Raw genomic sequence first — 20,216 nt, 5'->3', positions numbered from 1 at the left:
CTTCAGCTTGCTGTTCGCTGTCCCGGAGCTGCTGCACACGGCATCAATGCCGAGATTGCGGGTGTTCTGCCGGCGCCCCGGCATCGGCGGGCGTCGATATTGATTCCGGTTGCGGGCTGCCGGCCTCGGCTGTCGGGTCAGGCGATGGTAGCCATATTCTGCTGGCGAAATAATTTCTCGTTCTTTTCTGCGGTCCCGAGGCCGCATCCAGCGACAGCGTGAAATTATAGCGCCCGGCGTTGAGCACCTCATGGGTGAAGCTGATGCTGGCTCCGAAGCCGTCTTCCTTGACGTCCTTCAGATTTTTGATCGCATTCAGCGTCTCGTGAATATCGAGCCATTGCGGTTGCCGCAGCATGGTTTCGAAAATTCGCAGAATGCCGGGATCGAGCTGGCCATTCTGATCCGTCTCGGGATTGATGATTTTCACCCGCATATTGTTGATCGTGCCGGCGGCATCGCCACGAACGATGACGAAGACGGAGTTCGGAAGCTGATCCTTCTCCCGCTTGCCGCTATGTTCGAAAAAGCATTCGAACGTATCGGCGTTGAAGCTCGCCGGCGCCCAATCGCTGGTTTGAACGCCGGCAGTGCGCAGCGCCGCACACATTGCCGGCCCGGATATCCGCCATGTCCGCAGAAAAGTCGACGCGGTCTGTGCCATCGGCGGCTCGATGATGTGCGCAGGAAGCGTGAAGGCGGCCGGCGGCGACGGGCGGGGAGGGGCTTTGGGCGGCGGCGGCTTGACTTCAGGGGGAAAGAGATCGAAGCCAAAATAATGGCCGACCGTCTTCAAGTGTTTCATATCGTTGGAAAGAAGCACCGTCCCCATGACTAGCGAGAGGGAGATCGTCAGCAGCAGCCAGAAGACCAGGGGAATCTTCGGTTTTCCCACCGGCTGTTTGGAATTTGCGGACGATGAATTCTCGGGCAAGCTTGTCTTCTCCGGTGCGAGAAGGGTTTCGATCGGGCTGTCTGAATCCAGCAGTATACATTTATCCGTTAAATATCTTTGGCTTCGTGTCGGCAATTGGGCACCTTTGTGCCTGCCAATCCGGACGGGGACGATAGATTTCGCTGGAGGCGCTGCATGCTATCTCCGTCGGGAATCGATGACGCTGCAGGCTTTTTCGTGTGATGGTTTTATTTATTTATAATAAAATCAAAGATTTATATTTGTAGCGTCATTGGAATTCGGTGCATTCAACCAGATTTTCGACGTATTTTTTGATAGGTTTGCCGCGCAATCGCCGAGGGAGAGGGGAAATGTCCGTCGAGCCTGATGCAACGACCTATGTTCACGCCAAACCGACAACCGCGCATTCCTACATCCTGCCTGCGGTGCTCGATGTGCTGGAGAACCATTTCGACGGTTCTGCGGAACGCGACGTCTTCGATTTGGGATGCGGCACCGGCGGAGCCGCCGCCGCTCTTGCGGGGAGGGGTTATTACGTCGTCGGTGTCGATCCTTCCAGCGATGGTATCGCCAAGGCCAATATCAGTTATCCCGAACTGCCGCTGAATGTCGGCTCGGCCTATGACGATCTTTCCCGGGAGTACGGCACATTCAATGCCGTCATCAGCCTTGAAGTGATCGAGCATGTCTACGATCCCAGGGCCTTCACCTCGACGATGTACGATCTCGTCAAGCCGGGCGGCGTCGCCGTGATGTCGACGCCCTATCATGGTTATCTGAAGAACCTTGTGCTGGCTGTGATGGGAAAAATGGATGATCACTTCATGCCATTGAAGGATCATGGGCATATCAAGTTCTGGTCGAAGAGCACACTGAGCACGCTGTTGCTCGAAGCCGGCTTCGACAATGTGCGTTTTGGATATGTCGGGCGGATCCCCGTTTTGGCCAAGTCGATGATCGCCGTCGCTCGAAAGCCTCGTTAGAGACTGCGTTGGAGCGGCGCGGGTTTCGACAGCATTCAACGAGCAATGCGGTGCGCGTTCCTTCGGGGCATCCCACGTAATAATCCACAGGTTGTCTTTTACTCCGCGTAACGCTGAAAAAATTCCTTACGAAATATTTACTTTTAGTTGCATTCTTGCTTAAACTCTCCATTATACGGCTGAGCATGCTGATAAAGTGGGAGACTTATTCACATGAAGGCTAAATCCCCGAATTCGATCGACGTCTATGTCGGCAACCGTGTGAGAGTTCGGCGAAAGACGCTCGGGATGACCCAGCACGGTCTGGCCGAGCTTCTGGGCATTACCTTCCAGCAGATCCAGAAATATGAAAAAGGAGCGAACCGAATAGGCGCCAGCCGTCTGCAGAAGATATCCGAGATTCTGCGCGTGCCGATCGGTTTTTTCTTCGAGAACGGCGGTTCCGGACCGATCGAAGGCGAGACCAGCGAATTGAACAAGTTTTTGTCCTCGAAGGAGGGTCTGGCGCTCAACAAGGCATTTATCGCCATCGAGGATCCGAATATCAGGCAAAAACTGGTAGCCTTGGCCAAAAGTCTGGCGGTCACGGGATTGTCGGAGATCGACGGTGAGTTGCAGGATCCGGTTATCGGCGGCTGAGGACGGATTGTCTCCGTCTGCAGGCATTTGGCGATCTGCGGTTGATCGAGACGAAGGGCGGGCGGCGGAAACGCTCTGTCATCGGCACCATGCCGAAAGCGCCAAAGCCGGTTTTCGACGCAGGGAAGTGATCGCCACCGTTCCCGGCCGGAATATTTCGATAAAGACTTTAAAGGGAAGGCCTATTGAAGGCCGGGTTTTGAACAATTAGGGCATTCCTTGGCGAGGGCCGTCATCTGACCCACCACGCTCCATATTCCGACAGGATCATGTCGCCGGGGGAAACTCTTTCCCGCGTCGAACCTTTTTTGGCCAGGTTCGGCATTACCAGAGTGGCGCGGCATACAGGATTGGACGACATCGGAATCCCTGTCTGGTGCGCATATACACCGAATTCGCGGTCGATCGTGATCGCTCAGGGAAAGGGCCTGACCGATCTGGACGCTAAGACGTCCACTGTCATGGAAGCCCTCGAACGGGCGGTTGCCGGCGAGCCTTTCGTCAAGCGCGTCCACAATTCCTCGTCCCGGCTGCAGGCGATGGGCTGCACGGTCGACAGGTTGAGCTGCCTGACCGCCGTCCATAAAGCCGATCTCGGGCCGGATGAGGTGACCGAATGGGTTGCCGGCGTCAATATCCTCAGTGGCGACGAAATCCACATTCCCTTCGAAGCGGTGTTGCTCGACCGGACGCGTGACGCGCGATACTGGATGTCGTCGGATGGCCTGGCTTCTGGAAACAGTGTCGAGGAGGCGATTTTTCATGGCGTTCTGGAGCGGATCGAGCGTGATGCGCATGTGCTGTGGCAGGTGGGCCGGCAAGCCGATCTTTATGCCGGCTGCGTCGATCCCCGCGGCTTCGAGGACAGCGCCCTCACCGGGCTGATCGACAAGATCGAAAGATCGGGATTGGCGCTCAAGCTGTTCGATATCACCAGCGATATCGGCGTCCCCTGTTTCACCGCCATGCTGGGTCCCGGGGAGACTATCCCTGGCACCGGGGATCTTCAGGGTCAGAAGGACATCCGCCTCGTCGAGGTGACCGGCGGCAGCGGGGCGCATCCGGTTCCCGTGCGTGCGGCCATTCGGGCGGTGACGGAAGCCGTGCAATCCCGCCTGACCTATATCAGCGGCGCCAGGGACGATATTTCGCCCGCAACTTTCTTGCGATCCCTGCCGCCGCAGATGCGGCGGGCCTTCGATGCGGTTGCCGCACCGCCTGCTGCAGACCTTTGCCGTGGTGGCGGGGCAGGATGTCGGCATCAGGATCTGGCGCAGCTGTTGCAACATGTGCTTGACGCCCTGCGCGACAATGGGATCGCTTCGGTCATCGCGGTGCGCCTCAGCGAGGACACGCTTCCCTTCAGCGTCGTCAAGGTCATTATTCCCGAGCTCGAAAATCCGGAAGGGGAGCGCGCCCGGCGATTTGGAGCAAGGGCGCTGGCCAAGGGGATGGGGTTTTGAAGGTCATTTTCGCAGGTCCCAGTCTTCCCGATGCGGCGTCGCTTGCCGGCGGGGCGATCCGCGTCCTGCCGCCCGCCATGCAAGGCGATGTCCTGGCTCAGCTGGAGCAGGGCGCCAATGTCATCGGCTTGATCGACGGTGGTTTCGAATATGCCGCACCGGTCTGGCACAAGGAAATTCTCCAGGCTCTCTCGCTAGGCGTCACCGTTTTCGGGGCCGCCAGCATGGGCGCCCTGCGGGCGGCGGAATGTCACCCGTTCGGGATGGTCGGGATCGGCCGCATTTTCGAGGACTATCGCTCCGGTCGGCTGATCGACGATGCCGCTGTCGCACTCATGCATGCGCCGACGGCACTCGGCAGCAAGCCGTTGACGATACCGCTCGTCAACGTCAGCGCCACGCTCGATGCGATGGAGGATTGCGGGCTGCTGGCAGAGGGGGTGCGCCAGGCGCTCGAAGATGCGGCGAACGCGATATTTTTCAAGAAGCGGACATGGCGGGCGATCGTCGAGCAATGCGCAGGGATAGACGAGCCGGCTCGTCCGCAGCTGCTGGCGGCACTTGCCTCGCATTCCGTCGATCAAAAACGTATCGATGCGCTGGAATTGCTGAAAGCCGTGCAGGAAGCCCACGACATCCGCTCGAACGTCGATCTGCCTTGGAAGCTGCATGAAACCTTGTTCCGGACGCGACCTACGCTTTGAATCGGTGACGGCAATGTCACCGGGAGTTGTGTCACGCTTTTTTCACGGGCTCGATCATGTCTGCGCGCGTATCATTCCTTCCATTGAGGGAGAAATGGGCATGGGCATGACATTGATTGCCAAGATGGATGCAGACTGCGGGGCGGAAGACGGTCGGGACGAACTCATCGCACTGGCGCGCATGATCGCCTATGCGCGACATGTCGCTCAAGATGTCAAACTGGAGTTCGCGACGAATTGCCTCGATCTGGCGCTCGAGGCCGTGAAGCAGCAGGTGGGGGACGGTTTGACCAGGGAACTGGGCGAATTGAGTTCTCCGGTGCCGCAAGTGAGTGTGAGAAGTCATTAGTACGGCGCGTCCGATCGGACGCGGCGAGAACGCTCCGGCGCTTCAAACCCGCGCATGGCCCCGAAAGTCAGCTTCGATTTTCGGGGCTATTGCATGCGCCTACCTGGGCCGGGCAGTCAATCAAGCTGTGGCCATCTGCTTTCTCATCGGAGATCACGGGCTGAAACGGACGCCCGACGTGTGTGCCCATGCTTCGGCGTTTCATTTTCGGGCTGGCGTGAATTTGCAGGTTGAGCAAATCCGTTCGTCGCCGGGCGCCTTTCCGAAGCTGCTCGACATTCCATCCCAGTGATGGTTTCGATGCGGGGTAAACGGTCTCGCCGACGTTGCTTCCGGGCAGGGAAGCGGCGGCGATACTACGTTTCGGATCGCTTCCGGATGACCGGTCGATCGCTGATCTCAGTGGGTCAAATTGCGTTTCTGCGCCAGCAGTAAAATGTAATCGTCGGCAATGTCTGCGATGGCCATTGCGACTTCGGCCGGATCGCATCCCTCGACCTTCGTATTTGCAATGAACTGATAGACCGCCTTCTCGATCTGCTTCCGGCAGATCATTACGCGTTCATCATAACCAAATTCCGGAATCTGCGATGCTAGATCACTCATCAGCTCAGCTCCCTCACTACTTACAGTGACCATGACACAAATTATAAGTTGAGCAAGCAAATGCTTTATGAACGGTTAATTCGCTGAGGGAGTGCGACCATTTCGACACAGATGGAAACCTTGAGGCAGGCCTTCCGGCGTGTTGAAATAGGACCGTGCCAGCTGGCCGCGCATATAAGTTGTTTCGTATCGGAAGGCTTGCGAACGAAGACTGCGCATGCCTGCGCCTCAGGCTTTCAGCCGGAGGGGCGAAACTGGAGGCCGAGTTGAAACGGCAGGCAGGATGCGACCGGCGGCATTGTTGGCCGAGGTCGTGGGGAACAGGAAAATGTGAAGATCTATCAGTACATTACGGCTAGCGTATTTTCGCGGCCGTCATCGCGCTATCGAATTGCATGCCGGCTTCTTGATGCATGAACAACCGAGGATCGCTAGGCGATCGGTTGAAAGGCCTCATCAGTGAGGCGAGGTGGCGAGAGGCCAAGCCGGAAATGGCTCCGAATAGTTTTTCTTTTTCCGTCCCGAAGGTAAGTCCGATGTTTTACCGAGCACCAGCTCAGAATAAACTGCGACAGGTATTCATGTGTATTGCTTAAAAATTTATCAAAAGGTAAATATATGAAATTCAGATAAAGGTTGTATTTAAGTTTTAATTATAACATTGCTGGAATTCCTATAGATATTAATGGAAATATGTATTTCTGGCGAATGGTTGTGCCGATGTTGGCGAGTGTTTTTCGAATAATAATATCGAATTCATGTCGATTGCTTGTTTGTGGTAATTTCCTTGCTGATCCCTGTTTCATGGATCAGTGAAAGTGGCGTCGAAATGTCGAGCGGGAAGAACCGGCGCTGCGAACCTCGCTTGCCAATGATATCGGCTTTTCTTATCAAAGCCGATCCCGACGACAATATCGCCTTCCGCAACAGGATTTGCTTGTGCCGACGCAGCGATAACAGCGATTGTATTTCGGCAACCTGCCTTAAGCAGGTCGAGGACCCGCCGGGGTGATGGCGGGTCCTCCGGTAGGGATGCTTGCACAGTGCCCAGGTATGGTTACAGTAAAAACTATGATTGTCACAGGTCATTATTGGGTGGTTATTTCTTGTCGTGACTTAATCGTCTTTTTCTGGTTGATATTCTATTTAATCGGTGCTTTTCGTCCTGAAAATATTGAGGATTTATAGTGTCCGCTCAGAATTCGAGGTGCGGCGGGGGAACTGCGCCTGAGCGTTCCGATCGGCTATATCGCGCACTGCGATTACGGGCTGGGGCTTGATCCTATAGCGCGGCAATCAGGGTGAGACGCTCATCTTCTTCGCCGCTACGCTACAGATCAGCTTCCTCACAGGTAGAGGGTAACCGTCTTTTTGGCAGCGCGCTTGGCTTTTTGGTGTACCTTATTTGCGATGGTGCAGACGTCGGAGTTGAGAGCTTGAAGAAATCCGCAGGAAGTGACGTAACTGTTGCTGTTGTAATCCCCGCCTATAACGCGGAACAAACTCTGACTGAAACAATCAGCAGCGTTCGCAATCAAACACATCAGGCGCTCGATATCGTCGTGGTGGACGACGGTTCCAAGGACCATACCCTGGCTGTTGCGCAAGCAGTCGCTGAAATAGATCCGCGCGTGCGAGTATTGAAGCAAAGAAATTCCGGCGTCGCTGCTGCTCGAAATACGGGTTGGCGCTCTACGTCGGCCGACTTCGTAGCATTCCTCGATGCTGACGACCTTTGGTCGCCTGATAAAATTGAGCGGCAATTGGCGGCATTGGAGGCAGGTGGTCCTCAAGTCGGGCTGGTCTACACTTGGTATGCGATGATTGACCACAAGAATTACGTCATTTACCGGAGCAATGAAATTTCCATCGAGGGAGATGTGCTCGACGAGGTACTTGCCGATAACTTCATTGGAAATGGAAGCTCGCCACTCGTCCGGCGGCATGTCCTCGACGCGACGGGAGGATTTGACTCCTCACTCCAACAGCGCAAGGCGCAGGGATGTGAAGATTATCTCTTCTACTGCCTGGCCGCTGAACTCTCGCATTTTGCAGTGGTGCCGGATCATCTTGTCGGCTATCGCCAAACCCCCGACAACATGTCAGCCAATCTGGCGCGAATGCTTCGGTCCTGGATTCTGGTCGCGGATGAAATGCTGAAGAGACACCCCGAAAAGGGTCTTGCAATCCGGGCCGGCCTACGCCGCTGTGGCCGGTGGCTCGCCCAGAAGGCAGTTGAACAGGGCCGATACCGCGCGCTCATCGGACTTGTGGCTACCATGTCGCGACATGACAAGCCGATTGCTGTCGAGATGCTTGTGGTCGACGCGAGATCAAAGGCAATGAGGAACCTCAAAAGAAAGGCCCGATCATGGCTGAAGCAGGAACCTAATTTCTCTCCAAATCCCAATCATCGCTTTGCTCTGGGAACAAAGTACGATGCGGGTTGGACGGCGGAACCTCCCATTCTTGTCTCAGCCGAATAGCAGATTTTCGAACTGTGACTGGGTGATCCCGCGAAAAACCTCCTGTCTTTTCAATGCGAGCTTATCTGCGTCCGCCCGCACCGTGCCACCGACGCAGCTTAACCCGATCCGGTAACCGCACTGTTCGGCGATGTCCCGGATAGCGGGGTCGAAGTCGCCGTACGGATATGCGACCGCCAGCACTTCCCGACCAAGGCATTTTTCAAGCATAGCTTTGGAGCCGGCAAGCTCTCGCAACAGGCTCTCGGGTGCCAGGGCAGATAAACGAACGTGCCGGACACCGTGGGCGCCCAGCGTCACGTCGCTCTTCGCGACTGCCGCAAGTTCCTCCCACGTTAGCAGTGGAGCCGGTGATCCATAGGCCGAATCCCATATTGCAGAGCCGCCGACCCTGCCGGTTGGAACAAAGAGTGAGGATGGGAAGCCGTATCGATGTAGTAGCGGGAGGGCATGCGTCATGAAATCGCGTGTAGCGTCGTCGAAGGTTAGAACCAATGTCTTTTCGGGCGGTTTGGCCCCTTCATCGAAACAAGCAAGCAGCCGATCCAAAGTCATGCCGCGCCACCCGGTGTCGCGCAGAAAGGCCAGTTGAGCTTCGAAAGCCTCGGGAGACTGGCGGTATCGAGCAAGCTGGTCCGCGCCGTCGTCCGAAACCTGATGATACATCAGGATCGGGACATCGTTCCAGCTGGCGGCCGCTTCTACAGCTTGCCCCCCTCTCCAGCGGACCTGGCTTGCGACCTGAAGAGGCAAAGGCTGCGCGGTGTTGACTTCCACGCGTTTCGGTTCAAGAAAGCCCCCGTGCTCTACCTTCTCGAACCTTTGGATTCTATAGAGCGGACTCCTGGCTTCAACCGAGAGAGTTAAATCCGGATGCTGGTCAAACATCTCACCGATGCCGACCGCACCGAATTCATGCGGCCACCCAAATCCCGTCTCATTCGGCATATCAACCAGGAGGTTGGCGTGGGCTGTCACGAACCAACCACCAGGGCGAAGGCTGCCCGCAATCTTGTCGACGATCTGCCGGAGTTTTTCTCTGTTCTCGAAATAGTACAGAACTTCACTGCAGACGATGAGATCGTAAGGCCCTTCCAGTTCGTCGCGCAAAAGATCCAGCTGCCGATAGGCTACCGCGGCATCGTCGTCCTGAAGCGAGGCCGCTCGCGCGACTGCCGACGCCGAAATGTCGGTTGCCAGCAGGTTGTCGACGCGGGAGGCCAGCATCCGTGTAAAGGTTCCTTCTGCGCAGGCCAGCTCAAGGCCGTTCGAAAAGCGCCGATCGTCCAACAACTGGAGTGTTTGAAGATATTTCACAGTCTCATAGTTGTTTCGGTAGTCCCAAGGATCGACCTGCGAAAACAGCTCCTCCCAATAGGCCTCCGTATCGTATCTCGGCACCTCATCGCCAGCCGGGCCGGTTTTTTTCGACGGCGTCTCCTTTGACATCTGCGCTGAGGCTGCAAGCGCCCGCTGACTTTCCTCTTCAACGATTCGATCGAATTCGGCGCGCCCGGCAAGCGCGACGCCCGATATCGCGTCGACAGGTGTTGGTGCCGGCTCCTGCTCGCTCCACCAACCCGCTGCTGTCTTGGCTTCGGCCCAATATGATAGTTTCGCTATGAGCTTCAGCACCCGATCAGCTACGCCCCGGTGGCTTGGCGCTGCCATGTCGGCGGCGCGCTCTTCATCGTGATCAGGACGATTGACGAAGTCATCCTCTACCACCGCCGTTGGGTCCGTCAGATCGTCGAACTCCAGGCCGAACACCGTCCTAAGTCGATCTTGTATGACATCCGCTTCGATTGCTCCGAAGACAACAAACTCCAGTTGCCCTAAAAGCGTCGGACCTTGCCAGATGCAACAGCGCAGCCGCTCGATGCCTGGCAAGATAAGGTCGACGATCGGTCGATCCAAATCGATTGGCTGTATCCTTGTCGTTCCGATCGTGGCGGGCACGTCGGTCGGCAGTTGGTCGGCGACCTTTCGCTCCAGTGAACGAACCAACAGGGAGCCAAAAGCCTCTTGGGGACCATGCCGATCAAACCAGGCCTCCAGATCGGGAAGCTTGTCCTGGATCTTCGACCATAGTCCGGGCCAAATCGGCTCGCCCGGGAAGGCGCCGACCACAATCCCGTCTACCATGATTGCGCTGAGCGTATAGGCATCGGCGTCAGGCGGAAGTGGCTCTGCCACCCGGTCAAGCAGTTCGCCAGGATTGTCGCCCTGACCGATTGTGGCGCCGACGAGCCAGGTCGCGAGATACCAGCACGCTGTTCCCAACGCCGCTTGTGTTATTCCCTGGGCGAGCGCCGGCACCGGATAGGCAATGCGCGGATCGGAATGGTGGCCGCGCCGGATCACCTTAAGACCAAAATCGAGATGCTTGATCCTGTTCGACGACAGCGAGCCGGCCGCCACGCTGACGTCAGCCATCAGGCCTTCGACCGGCGCAAACTCGGCGCCCACTCGCGCGAGGCGCTGCCACAGGTCCCAGTCCTCGCACATTGTCATCTCCGGATCGAAGCCGCCGATTTCTGCAAGCCGGGACCGGCGCAGCAAGGCGGCATGGATCGCGAAGGGGCAATAGCGCGCTGTTTCGGCAAACGGATTGTCCATTTTTACCGCGGGGTGAGACCGCCACCAGGGAGCACCATCTTTCAGGCGGCGCCAACCGCAATGCAGAATGTCGGCCTGCGGCAAAGTTCGCGTGTGATTGAGCATGATTTCGAGATGGGCCGATGCCAGCGCGTCGTCTGCGTCGAGAAAGACGACCCAGTCGCCTTTCGCCTGTGCCAGCCCCGCATTGCGCGCAGCTGAAACGCCGCTCTGCTCCTGCCGCAGCACACGGAAGCGCGTATCCCGGGCCGCGAAACGGTCCGCGATCTCTGCGGTCCGATCGGTTGAACCATCATCAATAATGACACATTCCCAGTCAGCATGCGTTTGCGCTATCAAGCTCTGCAACGTCGAGGAAAGTGTTGTTTCCGCTCCATGCGCCGGTGTAATAATGGAAACCATCGGCATAATTATTGCTTCCTGCAATCGAGATCACGCTGGAGTTATCGTGTCACTTCGCCAGTATGATGATCTTTACTACTTTGAGGCAAGGTGTATTTAATCGGTGGCAAAAGTGAGCCGAAATGCCTGAACATCTCAAGGATCATGCGCTTGATCGCGCGAAGCGGCGGGACCAGTACTGGCGTCGTGATCAGTGGAGGCCCTTGATCCACATCTGTCTGCAATGGAACGATCTGCTGTTGGCACTTCTGGCACGCGATCTGAAGATGAGATATCAACGGTCCGCAATTGGCCTTGGCTGGTCCTTGATGCGGCCATTAAGCCAACTGCTGGTTTTTTCGCTGATCTTCCGTCACGTCCTTCCCCTCGATATTCCCCATTACACCACTTTCGTCTTTTCCGGCGTGTTGGCCTGGGGTTGGCTCAGCACTGCGGTACCCGCAGCGACGACGTCCATAACCGGCAGCAGCGAATTGGTGCGCCGGCCGGGCTTTCCGATCGGAGTCCTTCCTGTTGTCGCAGTCATCACGCAGGCCGTGCATTTTCTGCTCGCTCTGCCGCTCCTCTTCATCATTTCATATATCGAGACCGGCGGCCTGACTTCAAGCGTCGTGGCGCTTCCACTCGTCTTCCTGGCGCAGGCGCTGTTCATGATGGGTCTGTCCTATCTTGTTGCGATTGCGCATGTTCACTTCCGGGATACTCAACATCTGGTGGGCGTGGTTTTGATGCTGGGTTTCTACCTGACACCCGTGTTCTACAGCCCGCTTAAGGCGAGTGAGCCGATGGCGTTAATTCACACCTGGAACCCGATGGCCTGGATTCTCGAGGGCTACCGCGCCATTTTCGTCGAACACGCGTGGCCTCCCGCTGCGATCTATTGGAAGACTGCGCTGGTTTCTTTGCCGATGCTGTTTGCCGGCATTTGGCTGGTCGAGCGTGGCAGCGCACGCCTGGTGGACGAGGTATGAGACGAGGCGCCATCACCGTCCACGATGTCGGCAAGCGCTACCGTGCGCAAGGGGGGGCGCGCTCCACCACCTTGAAGGGTTATCTTTTGTCCGGACGGTCCGTGGGACAGTCGCAAAGCTTTTGGGGTCTGCGCCATATCAGCTTTGCGGTTGCGCCAGGGCAAGCTGTCGGCGTGGTCGGGCTAAACGGGGCCGGGAAGTCCACTTTGCTGCGCCTGATCGGCGGCGTTGGCCGTCCCGACGAAGGACAGATCAAGGTGGTGGGTCGAATTGGCGCCTTGCTCGACATCGGGGCGGGCCTGACCGACGATTTGACGGGGCGCGAGAACATCTTCCTGCTGGGTGTTATCGCGGGAATGCGGCGGATCGAGGTTGCCGAGCGGTTTGACGAGATTGTCGCCTTCGCCGAGCTGGAGGCGGCCGTCGAGAACCCGGTTCGCAGTTATAGCACTGGGATGCGCATGCGCCTGGCATTCGCCGTGGCGGTCCATGTGCGCCCGGACGTCTTGCTTATCGATGAGGCGCTGGCCGTAGGCGACCAAGCCTTCCAGCAGAAGTGCATTGCAAGAGTGAAGGAGATACTGGACGACGGCGCCACTATCTTCTTCGTGTCACACGACATCTCGCAGGTAAGAGACATCTGCGATCACGTGCTGTTCCTGAGTGGCGGCCGCGTCGTGGGCTACGGGCCGATCGACGAAATGCTCCCGCTTTATACCTCGGCTGTCGAGGCCAAGGTCGCCAGCGTCCAGCACGAACCGTTCGCCGTGACAAAACAGCCGGTCGATCTGGTGCCGCAGGTCAGCCGGTTCGGCAATGGTGAACTGCAGATCACAGCCGTCGCATTGCTGAACGAGCAAGGCGCGCCGACAAGCACCATCTTTGCCGGCGACCGGCTGTCGGTTTCACTGACCTATGTTGGGGCCACCAGAGATCGCAACGCCATTATCGTCATCGGCGTCTACGCGGCGGACGATACGTGCTGCTTCGAGACCGACAGCAAGTTGGCCGAATTCGCCCCTCTCGTCGACTCGGACATGGTGCGCATCGAAACAACACTCGATCGCATCGACCTGGCGCCAGGCGACTATCGCGTTACGGTGGGGCTTTTTTCGGCAGACTGGCAGCAGGTTTACGATTATCACGCTGAAGTCTATCCTCTCGCCGTGACCGGGCCCGGCCCAAGAAAGGGTATGCTGAACCCCCCGACACAGTGGCAGCAGGTGCAGTCACGCCCCACCGCGACCTCGCCGGACCGCGGCTCATCGGGTCAGCAGAGCCTGGATCAGAGCTCCTGATGCGCCTTGCGGTTCGAGATATCGACATTCTTGACCTTCCGCCAGATTTTGAGCCGACGGGTGATTATCACGGCGCACTTGTGCTGATCCGGGTCGCCGGTCGTCCGTGCGGCCAAGCGGTGATCGCCTTCGACACCGAAGGCGACAAGACGCCAATCAAGGAGCGGATTCTGTCTGCGGCCGGTTCGTCGGTGTTCGAGGCCTGGTTGAGGCATCGGCTGGCCCTCCCTGATCCGTCGCCCGCTCCAAGTCAGCTGCCGAAAGCTTCCGTCGTGATCTGCACGCGCGATCGTACCGAAGATCTGGAGCGCTGCCTCACCGGGCTTTTGGCGATGCCCGATAAGGCCGATATTCTGGTCGTCGACAATGCCCCGTCGAACGAGGCCACGCGAGATTTGGTCGGCCGCTTCGACACTGTGAGATATCTGCGCGAACCCCGACCTGGCCTTGACGTCGCGCGCAATACTGCCCTTCGCAACGTGGAAGCAGACGTCGTCGCCTTCATCGACGACGATGCGGTCCCCGACCCACTCTGGCTGAGAACCTTGCTTCGCAATTTCGAGGACCCGCTGGTACTGGCCGTCACCGGCCTCGCGATGGCGGTAGAGCTGGAAACGGACGCGCAGATCGCCTTTCAACATTTTGGCGGTTTTTGCCGCGGTTTCAGGCGTCAGGTCTATGACGCCCACAACCTGGACCCATTCACCGGATGGCATGCGGGTGCCGGCGTCAATATGGCATTGCGCCGAACGATCGTCGACGCGGTCGGGTGGTTCGACGAGGCCCTCGACGCCGGAACGCTCAGCCTGGCTGGTGGCGACACAGACATGTTCCGGCGTGTCCTCGAAGCCGGGTATCGGATCATCTACGATCCCGAGGCTCTGAACTGGCACCGCCATCGTCGCTCGAGCAAGGAACTGCAGCAGCAGATGTATGGCTACGAGGCTGCATCGTTCGCCATCTTGACGAAGGCCCTGCTGTTCGAGAAAAACCCGCGTGCGCTGCCTCGCATGGTTCGTTCCTACATCAGGCTTCTTCGGCGCGTCTTTCAACCTCGACAGACAGACCAATTCAGCCTGCCTTACAACGACGCCTTAACCCAGTTCAGAGGGGCTGCGAGCGGCCCGCTTCGTTATCTCAGCGCGCGGGCGCGGGCAGGGAAGGCAGGGCACAATGGCGGTTGACATCAGCGTTATCATACCAACGCATAATCGTTCCGCCATGCTGAGATCGCTTCTGGGCAAGCTCGACGCCCAGCGAGAGGGCACCTCGGCGTTCGAAGTGCTGGTTGTGGCGGACGGGTGTGAGGACGACACGTTGGCAATGCTCGCATCGCTTCGGACCCGCGTTCCGCTTCGGACCCTGTCGTTGCCGGGCGTCGGTCCTGCACTTGCCCGCAATGCGGGCTCGCGGGTCGCCAGCGGCCGGTTACTGATCTTCCTCGATGACGATATTGAACCCGGGGAAAACTTCGTCGGGGCGCATGTCGGTGAACATCAGCGCCACCCCGGGGGCGTGGTCATGGGGCCTTACCCGCCGCTTCCGCACATTGCAAGGGACCGCTTCCGCCTCAACGCGCGCGCATGGTGGACGAGGCACTTCGCGCGCGTGTCCCGCCCTGGGCATCGGTTCGCCTTTACCGATGTGCTGACGGGAAACCTGTCGCTGGATGCGGAACTATTTCACGCAATGGGCGGGCTCGATCCGCAATTCGCCCGTGCACGGGAAGACTTCGAATTTGGTCTACGCCTGATCAAAAAGGGAGTTCCAATTCGTTTTGCTCCTGACGCATTGGGCTATCATCTCGAACATCAGACGACGACACTCGCCGGAAAGATGGTGCGCAGGCATCAGGAGGGACGCTCCGATGCGTTGATGGCTCGCAAGCACCCCGACATACAACGGCTGCTCGAGATCCATCGGTTTGCCGGGAAAAAGGGGCGGAAGAGACGTCTGCAAAGGACCGTCGCTACCCGTGCGGGTTCTGTCCTTGCCCCCCTCGTCAAGGCCGGCCCCCGCGTCCTCCAAATGTTGGAAAAGGCTGGCCTTCGCAGGCTCTATGAGAAGCTAGAGCGACAGCTGAATGGATATCATTATCTTCGCGGCGCCGCCGAAGTCCTGGGTGCGGATTGGCGGCTTCCGACGGATCCGTCAGCGTCTACCGACGACATCGAGGTGCTCGAGATCAATCTGGAGCAAGGCCTTGAGGCAGCCGAAGCCATGCTGGCGCAACGCCGACCGCTGGCTGCCCGTATCGTGAATGGGACGGTCCCCGTCGGCGAGATGTCTCACCAGATCGGCGCCGAACCGTGGGATGCACGGCACTTCCGTCCGTGGCTGAACCGCCGGGCAATACACGGATATCTTCCCGTGGCGCTTGCCGAATGGCTGGGTCAGCCGGCCAACGTCCCCGCGCTTTTGTCCGACTTCACATTGAACATCCTCAATAATCCCAGTTTCCGCGCGCATACATTCGAACAACACGTCCAGTGGATGCAGGCGAAATTGCCTTCGGCACTCTATGACGATACGAATAAATCGTAGCGGCGGGCACTGCTACAGCCGAGCGCCAGGTCAGACGTCCTGCCGCGCCCGTGCTGATATGCCGGCCCTGGGGGCCGTCCGGATGTCGTGGAGAAGCAGGCTGTGATGCTTATTCCGCCGCGCCCGCCGTCATTTTCTGCCTGAACCAGTCGAGCGTCATCGCCACACCCTGTTCGTAGGAGATCTTGCACGACCACTCGGGCATGACGTAATGCGCATTGGTCAGGTCCGGTCGCCGGTTCGTCGGATCTTGCGGCGGCGACGGCTCGAAGACGATCGGCACGCCGCCGGCGAGCTTGGAAACATATCGCGCCACCTCGAGAACCGAAATCTCACGATCGTTGCCGATGTTCAGGGGTCCCTTGTAGTCGGTTTCGTTGATCCAGAAATAGCGGGCGAAGCCATCGACGATATCGTCGACATAACCCCAGCTGCGGGACTGAAGCCCATCGCCGAACACGGTGATCGGGCGGCCGGAAAGCGCCTGGGTGAGAAAGTTGGAGACCGCGCGGCCGTCGTCGGCGCGGGTTCGGGGTCCATAAATATTGAAGGGACGGATGACCTTGACGTTGAGCCCGCGGGTGCGCTGCATCTCGAACAGCAGCGACTCCGTGCACCGCTTGCTCTCGTCATAGGACGAGCGCGGCCCGGTACAGTCGACCTGACCCTTGTAGGATTCCGGCTGCGGTGAAACCAGGGGGTCGCCATAGACTTCGGAGGACGAGGTGAAGCCGAAACGACCACCCTTCTTCAACAGCTCCAGCAGCCGGAACGCGCCGATAAGGTTGGCCGAAATCGTCCTCTGCGGTTCCTTCATGTACCAGGGCGGCGATGCCGGGGAGGCAAGATGGTAGATTTCGTCGAATTTTTCGGAACTCTGAAACGTTTCGACGTCCGATTTCACGAAGTGAAAACGCGGGTCCCTGATGTGGGAGATGTTTTCGAAAAGTCCGGTCCAGAGATTGTCAACAACGACCAGTTTCTGGATGTCATTTCTAAGCAAAAGCTTGTCACACAAATGCGATCCGATAAACCCGGCTCCGCCAGATACCAATACACTTTTCATTTGGTTCGCCTCGTGACTTCAGGAAAAGGTGATTTGTTTATTAGCATCACCTGTAACGTGTGGCAATTACCTAGAAAACCTCCAAGAAATACTCGCTTATTAATCTTAATTATTAATTCGCTTACTTATGGTCGTATTCAGTGCTTTGTCGAACGACAAGGCGGGTGTGGAACCTGGCCATGCCCGCTCAATTTCTGCGTCCCTTCGCTGATGGGAATAACGCCCAAAGAAGCCCACACTATGTCCCTCAAACTCAAACGAGTTTGTACCATGCGGGCGCTGGCTGCCGCATCGGGCCAAAGTCCGACCGTCGTCTCAAAGTGAACGGCATTCCTTGTGCGTCTCACCAGCCGGGTCCCGCGTCGTCGCAGAGAAGCCGATTCCGCTCAGTCGGCCGAGAGTGCGGTCAGGATTTGATAGGCTGCGGCAACGCGTTTCTCGTTAGGGTAGCTTTTATTCGCCAGGATGACGACGCCGAGATGCTCTTTGGGAATGAAGGCGACATAGGCGCCGAAGCCGTTGGTCGAGCCGGTTTTGTTGATCCAGACGTCGTCGCGCGGTTTCATCGGCGGCTTCAACGCCGAGACCGGGATGGTCTTCAGCATCGCCGGCAAATTGCCGTCGAGCAGGCTGTTCAGGGCCGCGGGATAGGCATATTGCTCCCAGATGAGATCCTGGGTCATCGCCCCGACGCCGAAATAGCCGATATGGGTATTGGCGATCGCCTGCTGCAGGTTTTCGTCGAGCTTGATCATGCCCATATTGGCACCGACGAAGCGGATCATGTCGCCTGCCGTGGATTTGACGCCATAGGCTTCGGATGAAAGCATGGCCGGGCTCATGCGGGCGGGCTCGCCGTTCCGCTTATAGCCTTGGGCATAGTCGGCGAGCCGCGATTTCGGCACGTTGATAAAGCTGTTTTTCAATCCGAGCGCGGCAAACAGCTTTTCCTCCATCAGGGTAGCGAAATCGCCGCCCATGCTTTTCGCGGTGATATAGCCGAGCATGCCGATGCTGGGATTGGCGTAACTCCTCTGCGTCCCGGCCGCGTAGGAAGGGTGCCAGGCCGCGAAGTAACCGAGCAGCTGTTTTTCGGTCTTGATCTCATCGGGAAGCTGCAGCGGAAATCCGCCTGCCGTATGAGTGGCCAAATTCATCAAGATCACATCGCCGAACGGCTTTTTCTGCATCGAAGGAAGATATCGGCTGACCTTGTCGGACAGCGAAAGCTCTCCATTCATTTCCGCCTGGGCTGCCAGCGTCACCGTGAAGGTCTTGCTGATCGAGCCGAGCTCGAACAGCGTGCTCGGCGCCACCGGCCTGCCGGTCTCCTTCGATTCGACGCCGTAGGTGAAGATATGGTCCTGCCCGTCGACGGTAATGGCGACGGCCACGCCGGGAATGGCATATGTCTCCATGAGCGGCTTTATCGCCGCGTCGGCAATCGCCCTGACTTTCGTCTCGTCGGCGGCAAAGCCGTTTGTGCAAGCGCATGCCGAGATCAAGGCGGCCGATAAAATTTTTAGTCCAAGACTCGTCATTTCATCATCCTCCGGCTCAATCGTGGCGGTCGTCATCCGCATAAACATCCAACAGCGCTTACTGGCTGTTGACGATCGAGGTCAGCCCTCCGGCGACGACGCAAACCGGCTGGCATCGAACAGCTCTGCGGCGGCGACCGGAGCAATCTCTTTCCCTGACGCGGCGACATCGACCCGACGATGAACCGTGCGCGGCGAAAGGTGCGGCGCGCTCAAGTCGAACGCCTTACCGGGAGAATGCAGCGCCCATTTCATCAGCGCCGCGTCGGAGGTCGATCCGAGGAAATTTTCTTCTTCCCAGGAAGCGGTCATGGGCAGCGAGGCGATCATATCGGCGCCCTGTTTGGAGCTCTCACGTGCAACGAGAGGTTCAAAGCGGGCGTGCGCCGGCAAAACCGGCGCCGGTCTCTCGGCAAGCGCGGCAATCGGGCCGATCGATGCCGTCGCCAGTGTGGCGTCGGCCTCTGCGTCACGCGCCGGGGTGGCCGGGCGTATCGCCGGTATCGGAACCGGCGGGGACGAAAGCTCCGGAGCGGAACCTTTGTCATCCCGCTCGGCCGTGCCGGTCTGCAGCGCCAGCGCATTCAATGCCCGGCTTTTCGGCGCCGGCAGAAGCGCCGTCATGAGCCTATTGTCTGCGGTCTCGCCGACGGGGCTGCTCGAGGAGCCACCTTCCTCGTCGTCTCCAGCGCTGGCGATCTCTATCGAGGCGGCGGCGCCACGCTTCCTGGCGTTGGCAACGGCCTGATTATATCCCGGCAGCGGCCGGCCATCGGCCGGCAGATGCATCGTCTGCCCATTCGGGAATATGCGCGCGAGTTCCTGGCGTGACATGCGCGGCCAGGCCCTGACATTGCCGACGTCGAGATGCACGAAGGGCGATCCCGAGGTCGGATAATATCCGACACCGCCGACCTGCATCTGCATGGCCGTTGCCCGCAGCGTCGCAAGCTTCACGCCGGGCACGTAGAAATCCATCGCCTTGCCCAGCATATGCTGGCTCTTCTTGGCGACACCGGTGCTGCGCGAGCGGTTGCGCAGCATGTTGTTGGTCGCTGGCGATCGATAGGCCGAGACGATATGGATATAGTCCTTGCCGCCGCTCTTCTTATACACCTCCCAGACCAGATCGAGCAGCCGCGGATCCATTCGCGTCGGCTCGTTCCGTCGCCAGTCGCGCAGAAACCGATTGATCTGGGCAAGGCCCTTGGGATCGAACTTTCCATCCCGTTTGTAGGTAATGGTCGCCCTCTCGCCGGTGTGGGTAAAGAACAGCTTGAGCGCCCGGTCTTCCGCCGAGGCAAGGGATGCGGAACCGATCAGGGCCGGCAGCGCAAACAGCGCCGGCAGAATGGTCTGCGATGCGAAGAGCTCCGCACGCGACAGGAGGTTCGCAATTCCGCCCCATAATCCTTGCACCGGATACGTCAACACCAACAACCCCGCCACACCAAACACTCGACGACGGGGCGGGAACTCCGCATCCATCCGGCTCAGTAAAGCCAGCTTATGGTCAACAAATCCCTAACAAGCGGATGTGGAAGCTTGGGTGCGTTGCGCATGAGGGCAGTTCGAGGCGCAAGTGCGCCCATTCGTCGAAACCCTGGTTTGGCATCCCCACCGGTGAAA

General features: G+C 58.3%; 16 protein-coding genes. 10 read left to right on the top strand and 6 right to left on the bottom strand.

Going from position 1 to position 20,216, the window contains the following annotated elements:
- Window positions 1-43: 43 nt before the first annotated feature.
- A complete protein-coding gene (locus tag GGD57_RS12465) occupies window positions 44-934 on the bottom strand; it encodes a DUF6030 family protein (protein WP_184470103.1) in 891 nt (296 codons plus the stop codon).
- A gap of 332 nt (window positions 935-1,266) precedes the next feature.
- On the opposite strand from GGD57_RS12465, the gene GGD57_RS12460 reads away from it, so the two are divergent.
- The 5 genes from GGD57_RS12460 (at window position 1,267) to GGD57_RS12440 (ending at window position 5,054) form a co-directional block, all read left to right on the top strand.
- Entirely contained in the window at window positions 1,267-1,899 is a 633-nt protein-coding gene (locus GGD57_RS12460) for a class I SAM-dependent methyltransferase (RefSeq protein WP_184470101.1), read from the top strand.
- Between the two features lie 213 nt (window positions 1,900-2,112).
- The gene (locus tag GGD57_RS12455; protein ID WP_184470099.1) at window positions 2,113-2,538 is read left to right on the top strand and encodes a helix-turn-helix domain-containing protein; all 426 of its coding nucleotides are present in this window, start codon (window positions 2,113-2,115) and stop codon (window positions 2,536-2,538) included.
- A 269-nt stretch (window positions 2,539-2,807) separates the two neighbouring features.
- The gene (locus tag GGD57_RS12450; protein WP_184470097.1) at window positions 2,808-4,001 is read left to right on the top strand and encodes a YcaO-like family protein; all 1,194 of its coding nucleotides are present in this window, start codon (window positions 2,808-2,810) and stop codon (window positions 3,999-4,001) included.
- Window positions 3,998-4,705 (top strand): TfuA-like protein, encoded by a 708-nt coding sequence (locus tag GGD57_RS12445; RefSeq protein WP_184470095.1) that lies wholly within the window; start codon window positions 3,998-4,000, stop codon window positions 4,703-4,705. The genes GGD57_RS12450 and GGD57_RS12445 overlap by 4 nt, the downstream gene beginning before the upstream one ends.
- A gap of 100 nt (window positions 4,706-4,805) precedes the next feature.
- A complete protein-coding gene (locus GGD57_RS12440) occupies window positions 4,806-5,054 on the top strand; it encodes a hypothetical protein (RefSeq protein WP_184470093.1) in 249 nt (82 codons plus the stop codon).
- Window positions 5,055-5,453: 399 nt separating this feature from the next.
- On the opposite strand, the gene GGD57_RS12435 is transcribed toward GGD57_RS12440, so the two are convergent.
- The gene (locus GGD57_RS12435; RefSeq protein WP_085738057.1) at window positions 5,454-5,660 is read right to left on the bottom strand and encodes a hypothetical protein; all 207 of its coding nucleotides are present in this window, start codon (window positions 5,658-5,660) and stop codon (window positions 5,454-5,456) included.
- A 1,436-nt stretch (window positions 5,661-7,096) separates the two neighbouring features.
- On the opposite strand from GGD57_RS12435, the gene GGD57_RS12430 reads away from it, so the two are divergent.
- Window positions 7,097-8,146 (top strand): glycosyltransferase family 2 protein, encoded by a 1,050-nt coding sequence (locus GGD57_RS12430; RefSeq protein ID WP_184470091.1) that lies wholly within the window; start codon window positions 7,097-7,099, stop codon window positions 8,144-8,146.
- Here GGD57_RS12430 and GGD57_RS12425 read toward each other — a convergent pair.
- Window positions 8,135-11,173 (bottom strand): trifunctional glycosyltransferase/class I SAM-dependent methyltransferase/polysaccharide deacetylase, encoded by a 3,039-nt coding sequence (locus tag GGD57_RS12425; protein WP_184470089.1) that lies wholly within the window; start codon window positions 11,171-11,173, stop codon window positions 8,135-8,137. The genes GGD57_RS12430 and GGD57_RS12425 overlap by 12 nt on opposite strands.
- A gap of 116 nt (window positions 11,174-11,289) precedes the next feature.
- On the opposite strand from GGD57_RS12425, the gene GGD57_RS12420 reads away from it, so the two are divergent.
- Genes GGD57_RS12420 through GGD57_RS12405 form a run of 4 tightly spaced genes read left to right on the top strand, consistent with a single transcriptional unit; the run spans window position 11,290 to window position 15,980 of the window.
- Window positions 11,290-12,138 (top strand): ABC transporter permease, encoded by an 849-nt coding sequence (locus tag GGD57_RS12420; protein WP_184470087.1) that lies wholly within the window; start codon window positions 11,290-11,292, stop codon window positions 12,136-12,138.
- Window positions 12,135-13,436, top strand: coding sequence for an ABC transporter ATP-binding protein (locus GGD57_RS12415; RefSeq protein ID WP_184470085.1), 1,302 nt, complete (start codon window positions 12,135-12,137; stop codon window positions 13,434-13,436). The genes GGD57_RS12420 and GGD57_RS12415 overlap by 4 nt, the downstream gene beginning before the upstream one ends.
- The gene (locus GGD57_RS12410) at window positions 13,436-14,620 is read left to right on the top strand and encodes a glycosyltransferase family 2 protein (protein ID WP_184470082.1); all 1,185 of its coding nucleotides are present in this window, start codon (window positions 13,436-13,438) and stop codon (window positions 14,618-14,620) included. Before GGD57_RS12415 ends, GGD57_RS12410 begins: the two co-directional genes overlap by 1 nt.
- Window positions 14,610-15,980, top strand: a complete 1,371-nt coding sequence (locus GGD57_RS12405; protein WP_184470080.1) for a glycosyltransferase family 2 protein — start codon at window positions 14,610-14,612, stop codon at window positions 15,978-15,980. The genes GGD57_RS12410 and GGD57_RS12405 overlap by 11 nt, the downstream gene beginning before the upstream one ends.
- A 109-nt stretch (window positions 15,981-16,089) precedes the next feature.
- Here GGD57_RS12405 and GGD57_RS12400 read toward each other — a convergent pair whose 3' ends face one another.
- The 3 genes from GGD57_RS12400 to GGD57_RS12390 form a co-directional block, all read right to left on the bottom strand.
- The gene (locus GGD57_RS12400) at window positions 16,090-17,046 is read right to left on the bottom strand and encodes an NAD-dependent epimerase/dehydratase family protein (RefSeq protein WP_184470078.1); all 957 of its coding nucleotides are present in this window, start codon (window positions 17,044-17,046) and stop codon (window positions 16,090-16,092) included.
- 386 nt (window positions 17,047-17,432) lie between these two features.
- Window positions 17,433-18,587 carry a class C beta-lactamase gene (gene ampC / locus GGD57_RS12395; protein ID WP_184470076.1) on the bottom strand — a complete coding sequence of 385 codons (1,155 nt, stop codon included), beginning with the start codon at window positions 18,585-18,587 and terminating at the stop codon, window positions 17,433-17,435.
- Window positions 18,588-18,668: 81 nt separating this feature from the next.
- The gene (locus GGD57_RS12390; protein ID WP_184470074.1) at window positions 18,669-20,075 is read right to left on the bottom strand and encodes a DUF882 domain-containing protein; all 1,407 of its coding nucleotides are present in this window, start codon (window positions 20,073-20,075) and stop codon (window positions 18,669-18,671) included.
- Between the last annotated feature and the right edge of the window lie 141 nt (window positions 20,076-20,216).

This window comes from Rhizobium esperanzae, from assembly GCF_014197615.1.
GTDB lineage: Bacteria > Pseudomonadota > Alphaproteobacteria > Rhizobiales > Rhizobiaceae > Rhizobium > Rhizobium esperanzae_A.
The sequence above is the reverse complement of the archived record's forward strand: the minus strand, read 5'-3'. Positions and strand labels throughout refer to the sequence as shown.

Bases quoted from the DNA above. Each gene is read 5' to 3' on its own strand.
- GGD57_RS12420 (WP_184470087.1), top strand. From the start codon at position 11,290: ATGCCTGAACATCTCAAGGATCATGCGCTTGATCGCGCGAAGCGGCGG.
- GGD57_RS12455 (WP_184470099.1), top strand. From the start codon at position 2,113: ATGAAGGCTAAATCCCCGAATTCGATCGACGTCTATGTCGGCAACCGT.
- GGD57_RS12425 (WP_184470089.1), bottom strand. From the start codon at position 11,173: ATGCCGATGGTTTCCATTATTACACCGGCGCATGGAGCGGAAACAACA.
- GGD57_RS12400 (WP_184470078.1), bottom strand. From the start codon at position 17,046: ATGAAAAGTGTATTGGTATCTGGCGGAGCCGGGTTTATCGGATCGCAT.
- GGD57_RS12415 (WP_184470085.1), top strand. From the start codon at position 12,135: ATGAGACGAGGCGCCATCACCGTCCACGATGTCGGCAAGCGCTACCGT.
- ampC (WP_184470076.1), bottom strand. From the start codon at position 18,587: ATGACGAGTCTTGGACTAAAAATTTTATCGGCCGCCTTGATCTCGGCA.
- GGD57_RS12440 (WP_184470093.1), top strand. From the start codon at position 4,806: ATGGGCATGACATTGATTGCCAAGATGGATGCAGACTGCGGGGCGGAA.
- GGD57_RS12450 (WP_184470097.1), top strand. From the start codon at position 2,808: ATGTCGCCGGGGGAAACTCTTTCCCGCGTCGAACCTTTTTTGGCCAGG.
- GGD57_RS12460 (WP_184470101.1), top strand. From the start codon at position 1,267: ATGTCCGTCGAGCCTGATGCAACGACCTATGTTCACGCCAAACCGACA.
- GGD57_RS12435 (WP_085738057.1), bottom strand. From the start codon at position 5,660: ATGAGTGATCTAGCATCGCAGATTCCGGAATTTGGTTATGATGAACGC.
- GGD57_RS12410 (WP_184470082.1), top strand. From the start codon at position 13,436: ATGCGCCTTGCGGTTCGAGATATCGACATTCTTGACCTTCCGCCAGAT.
- GGD57_RS12390 (WP_184470074.1), bottom strand. From the start codon at position 20,075: ATGGATGCGGAGTTCCCGCCCCGTCGTCGAGTGTTTGGTGTGGCGGGG.
- GGD57_RS12405 (WP_184470080.1), top strand. From the start codon at position 14,610: ATGGCGGTTGACATCAGCGTTATCATACCAACGCATAATCGTTCCGCC.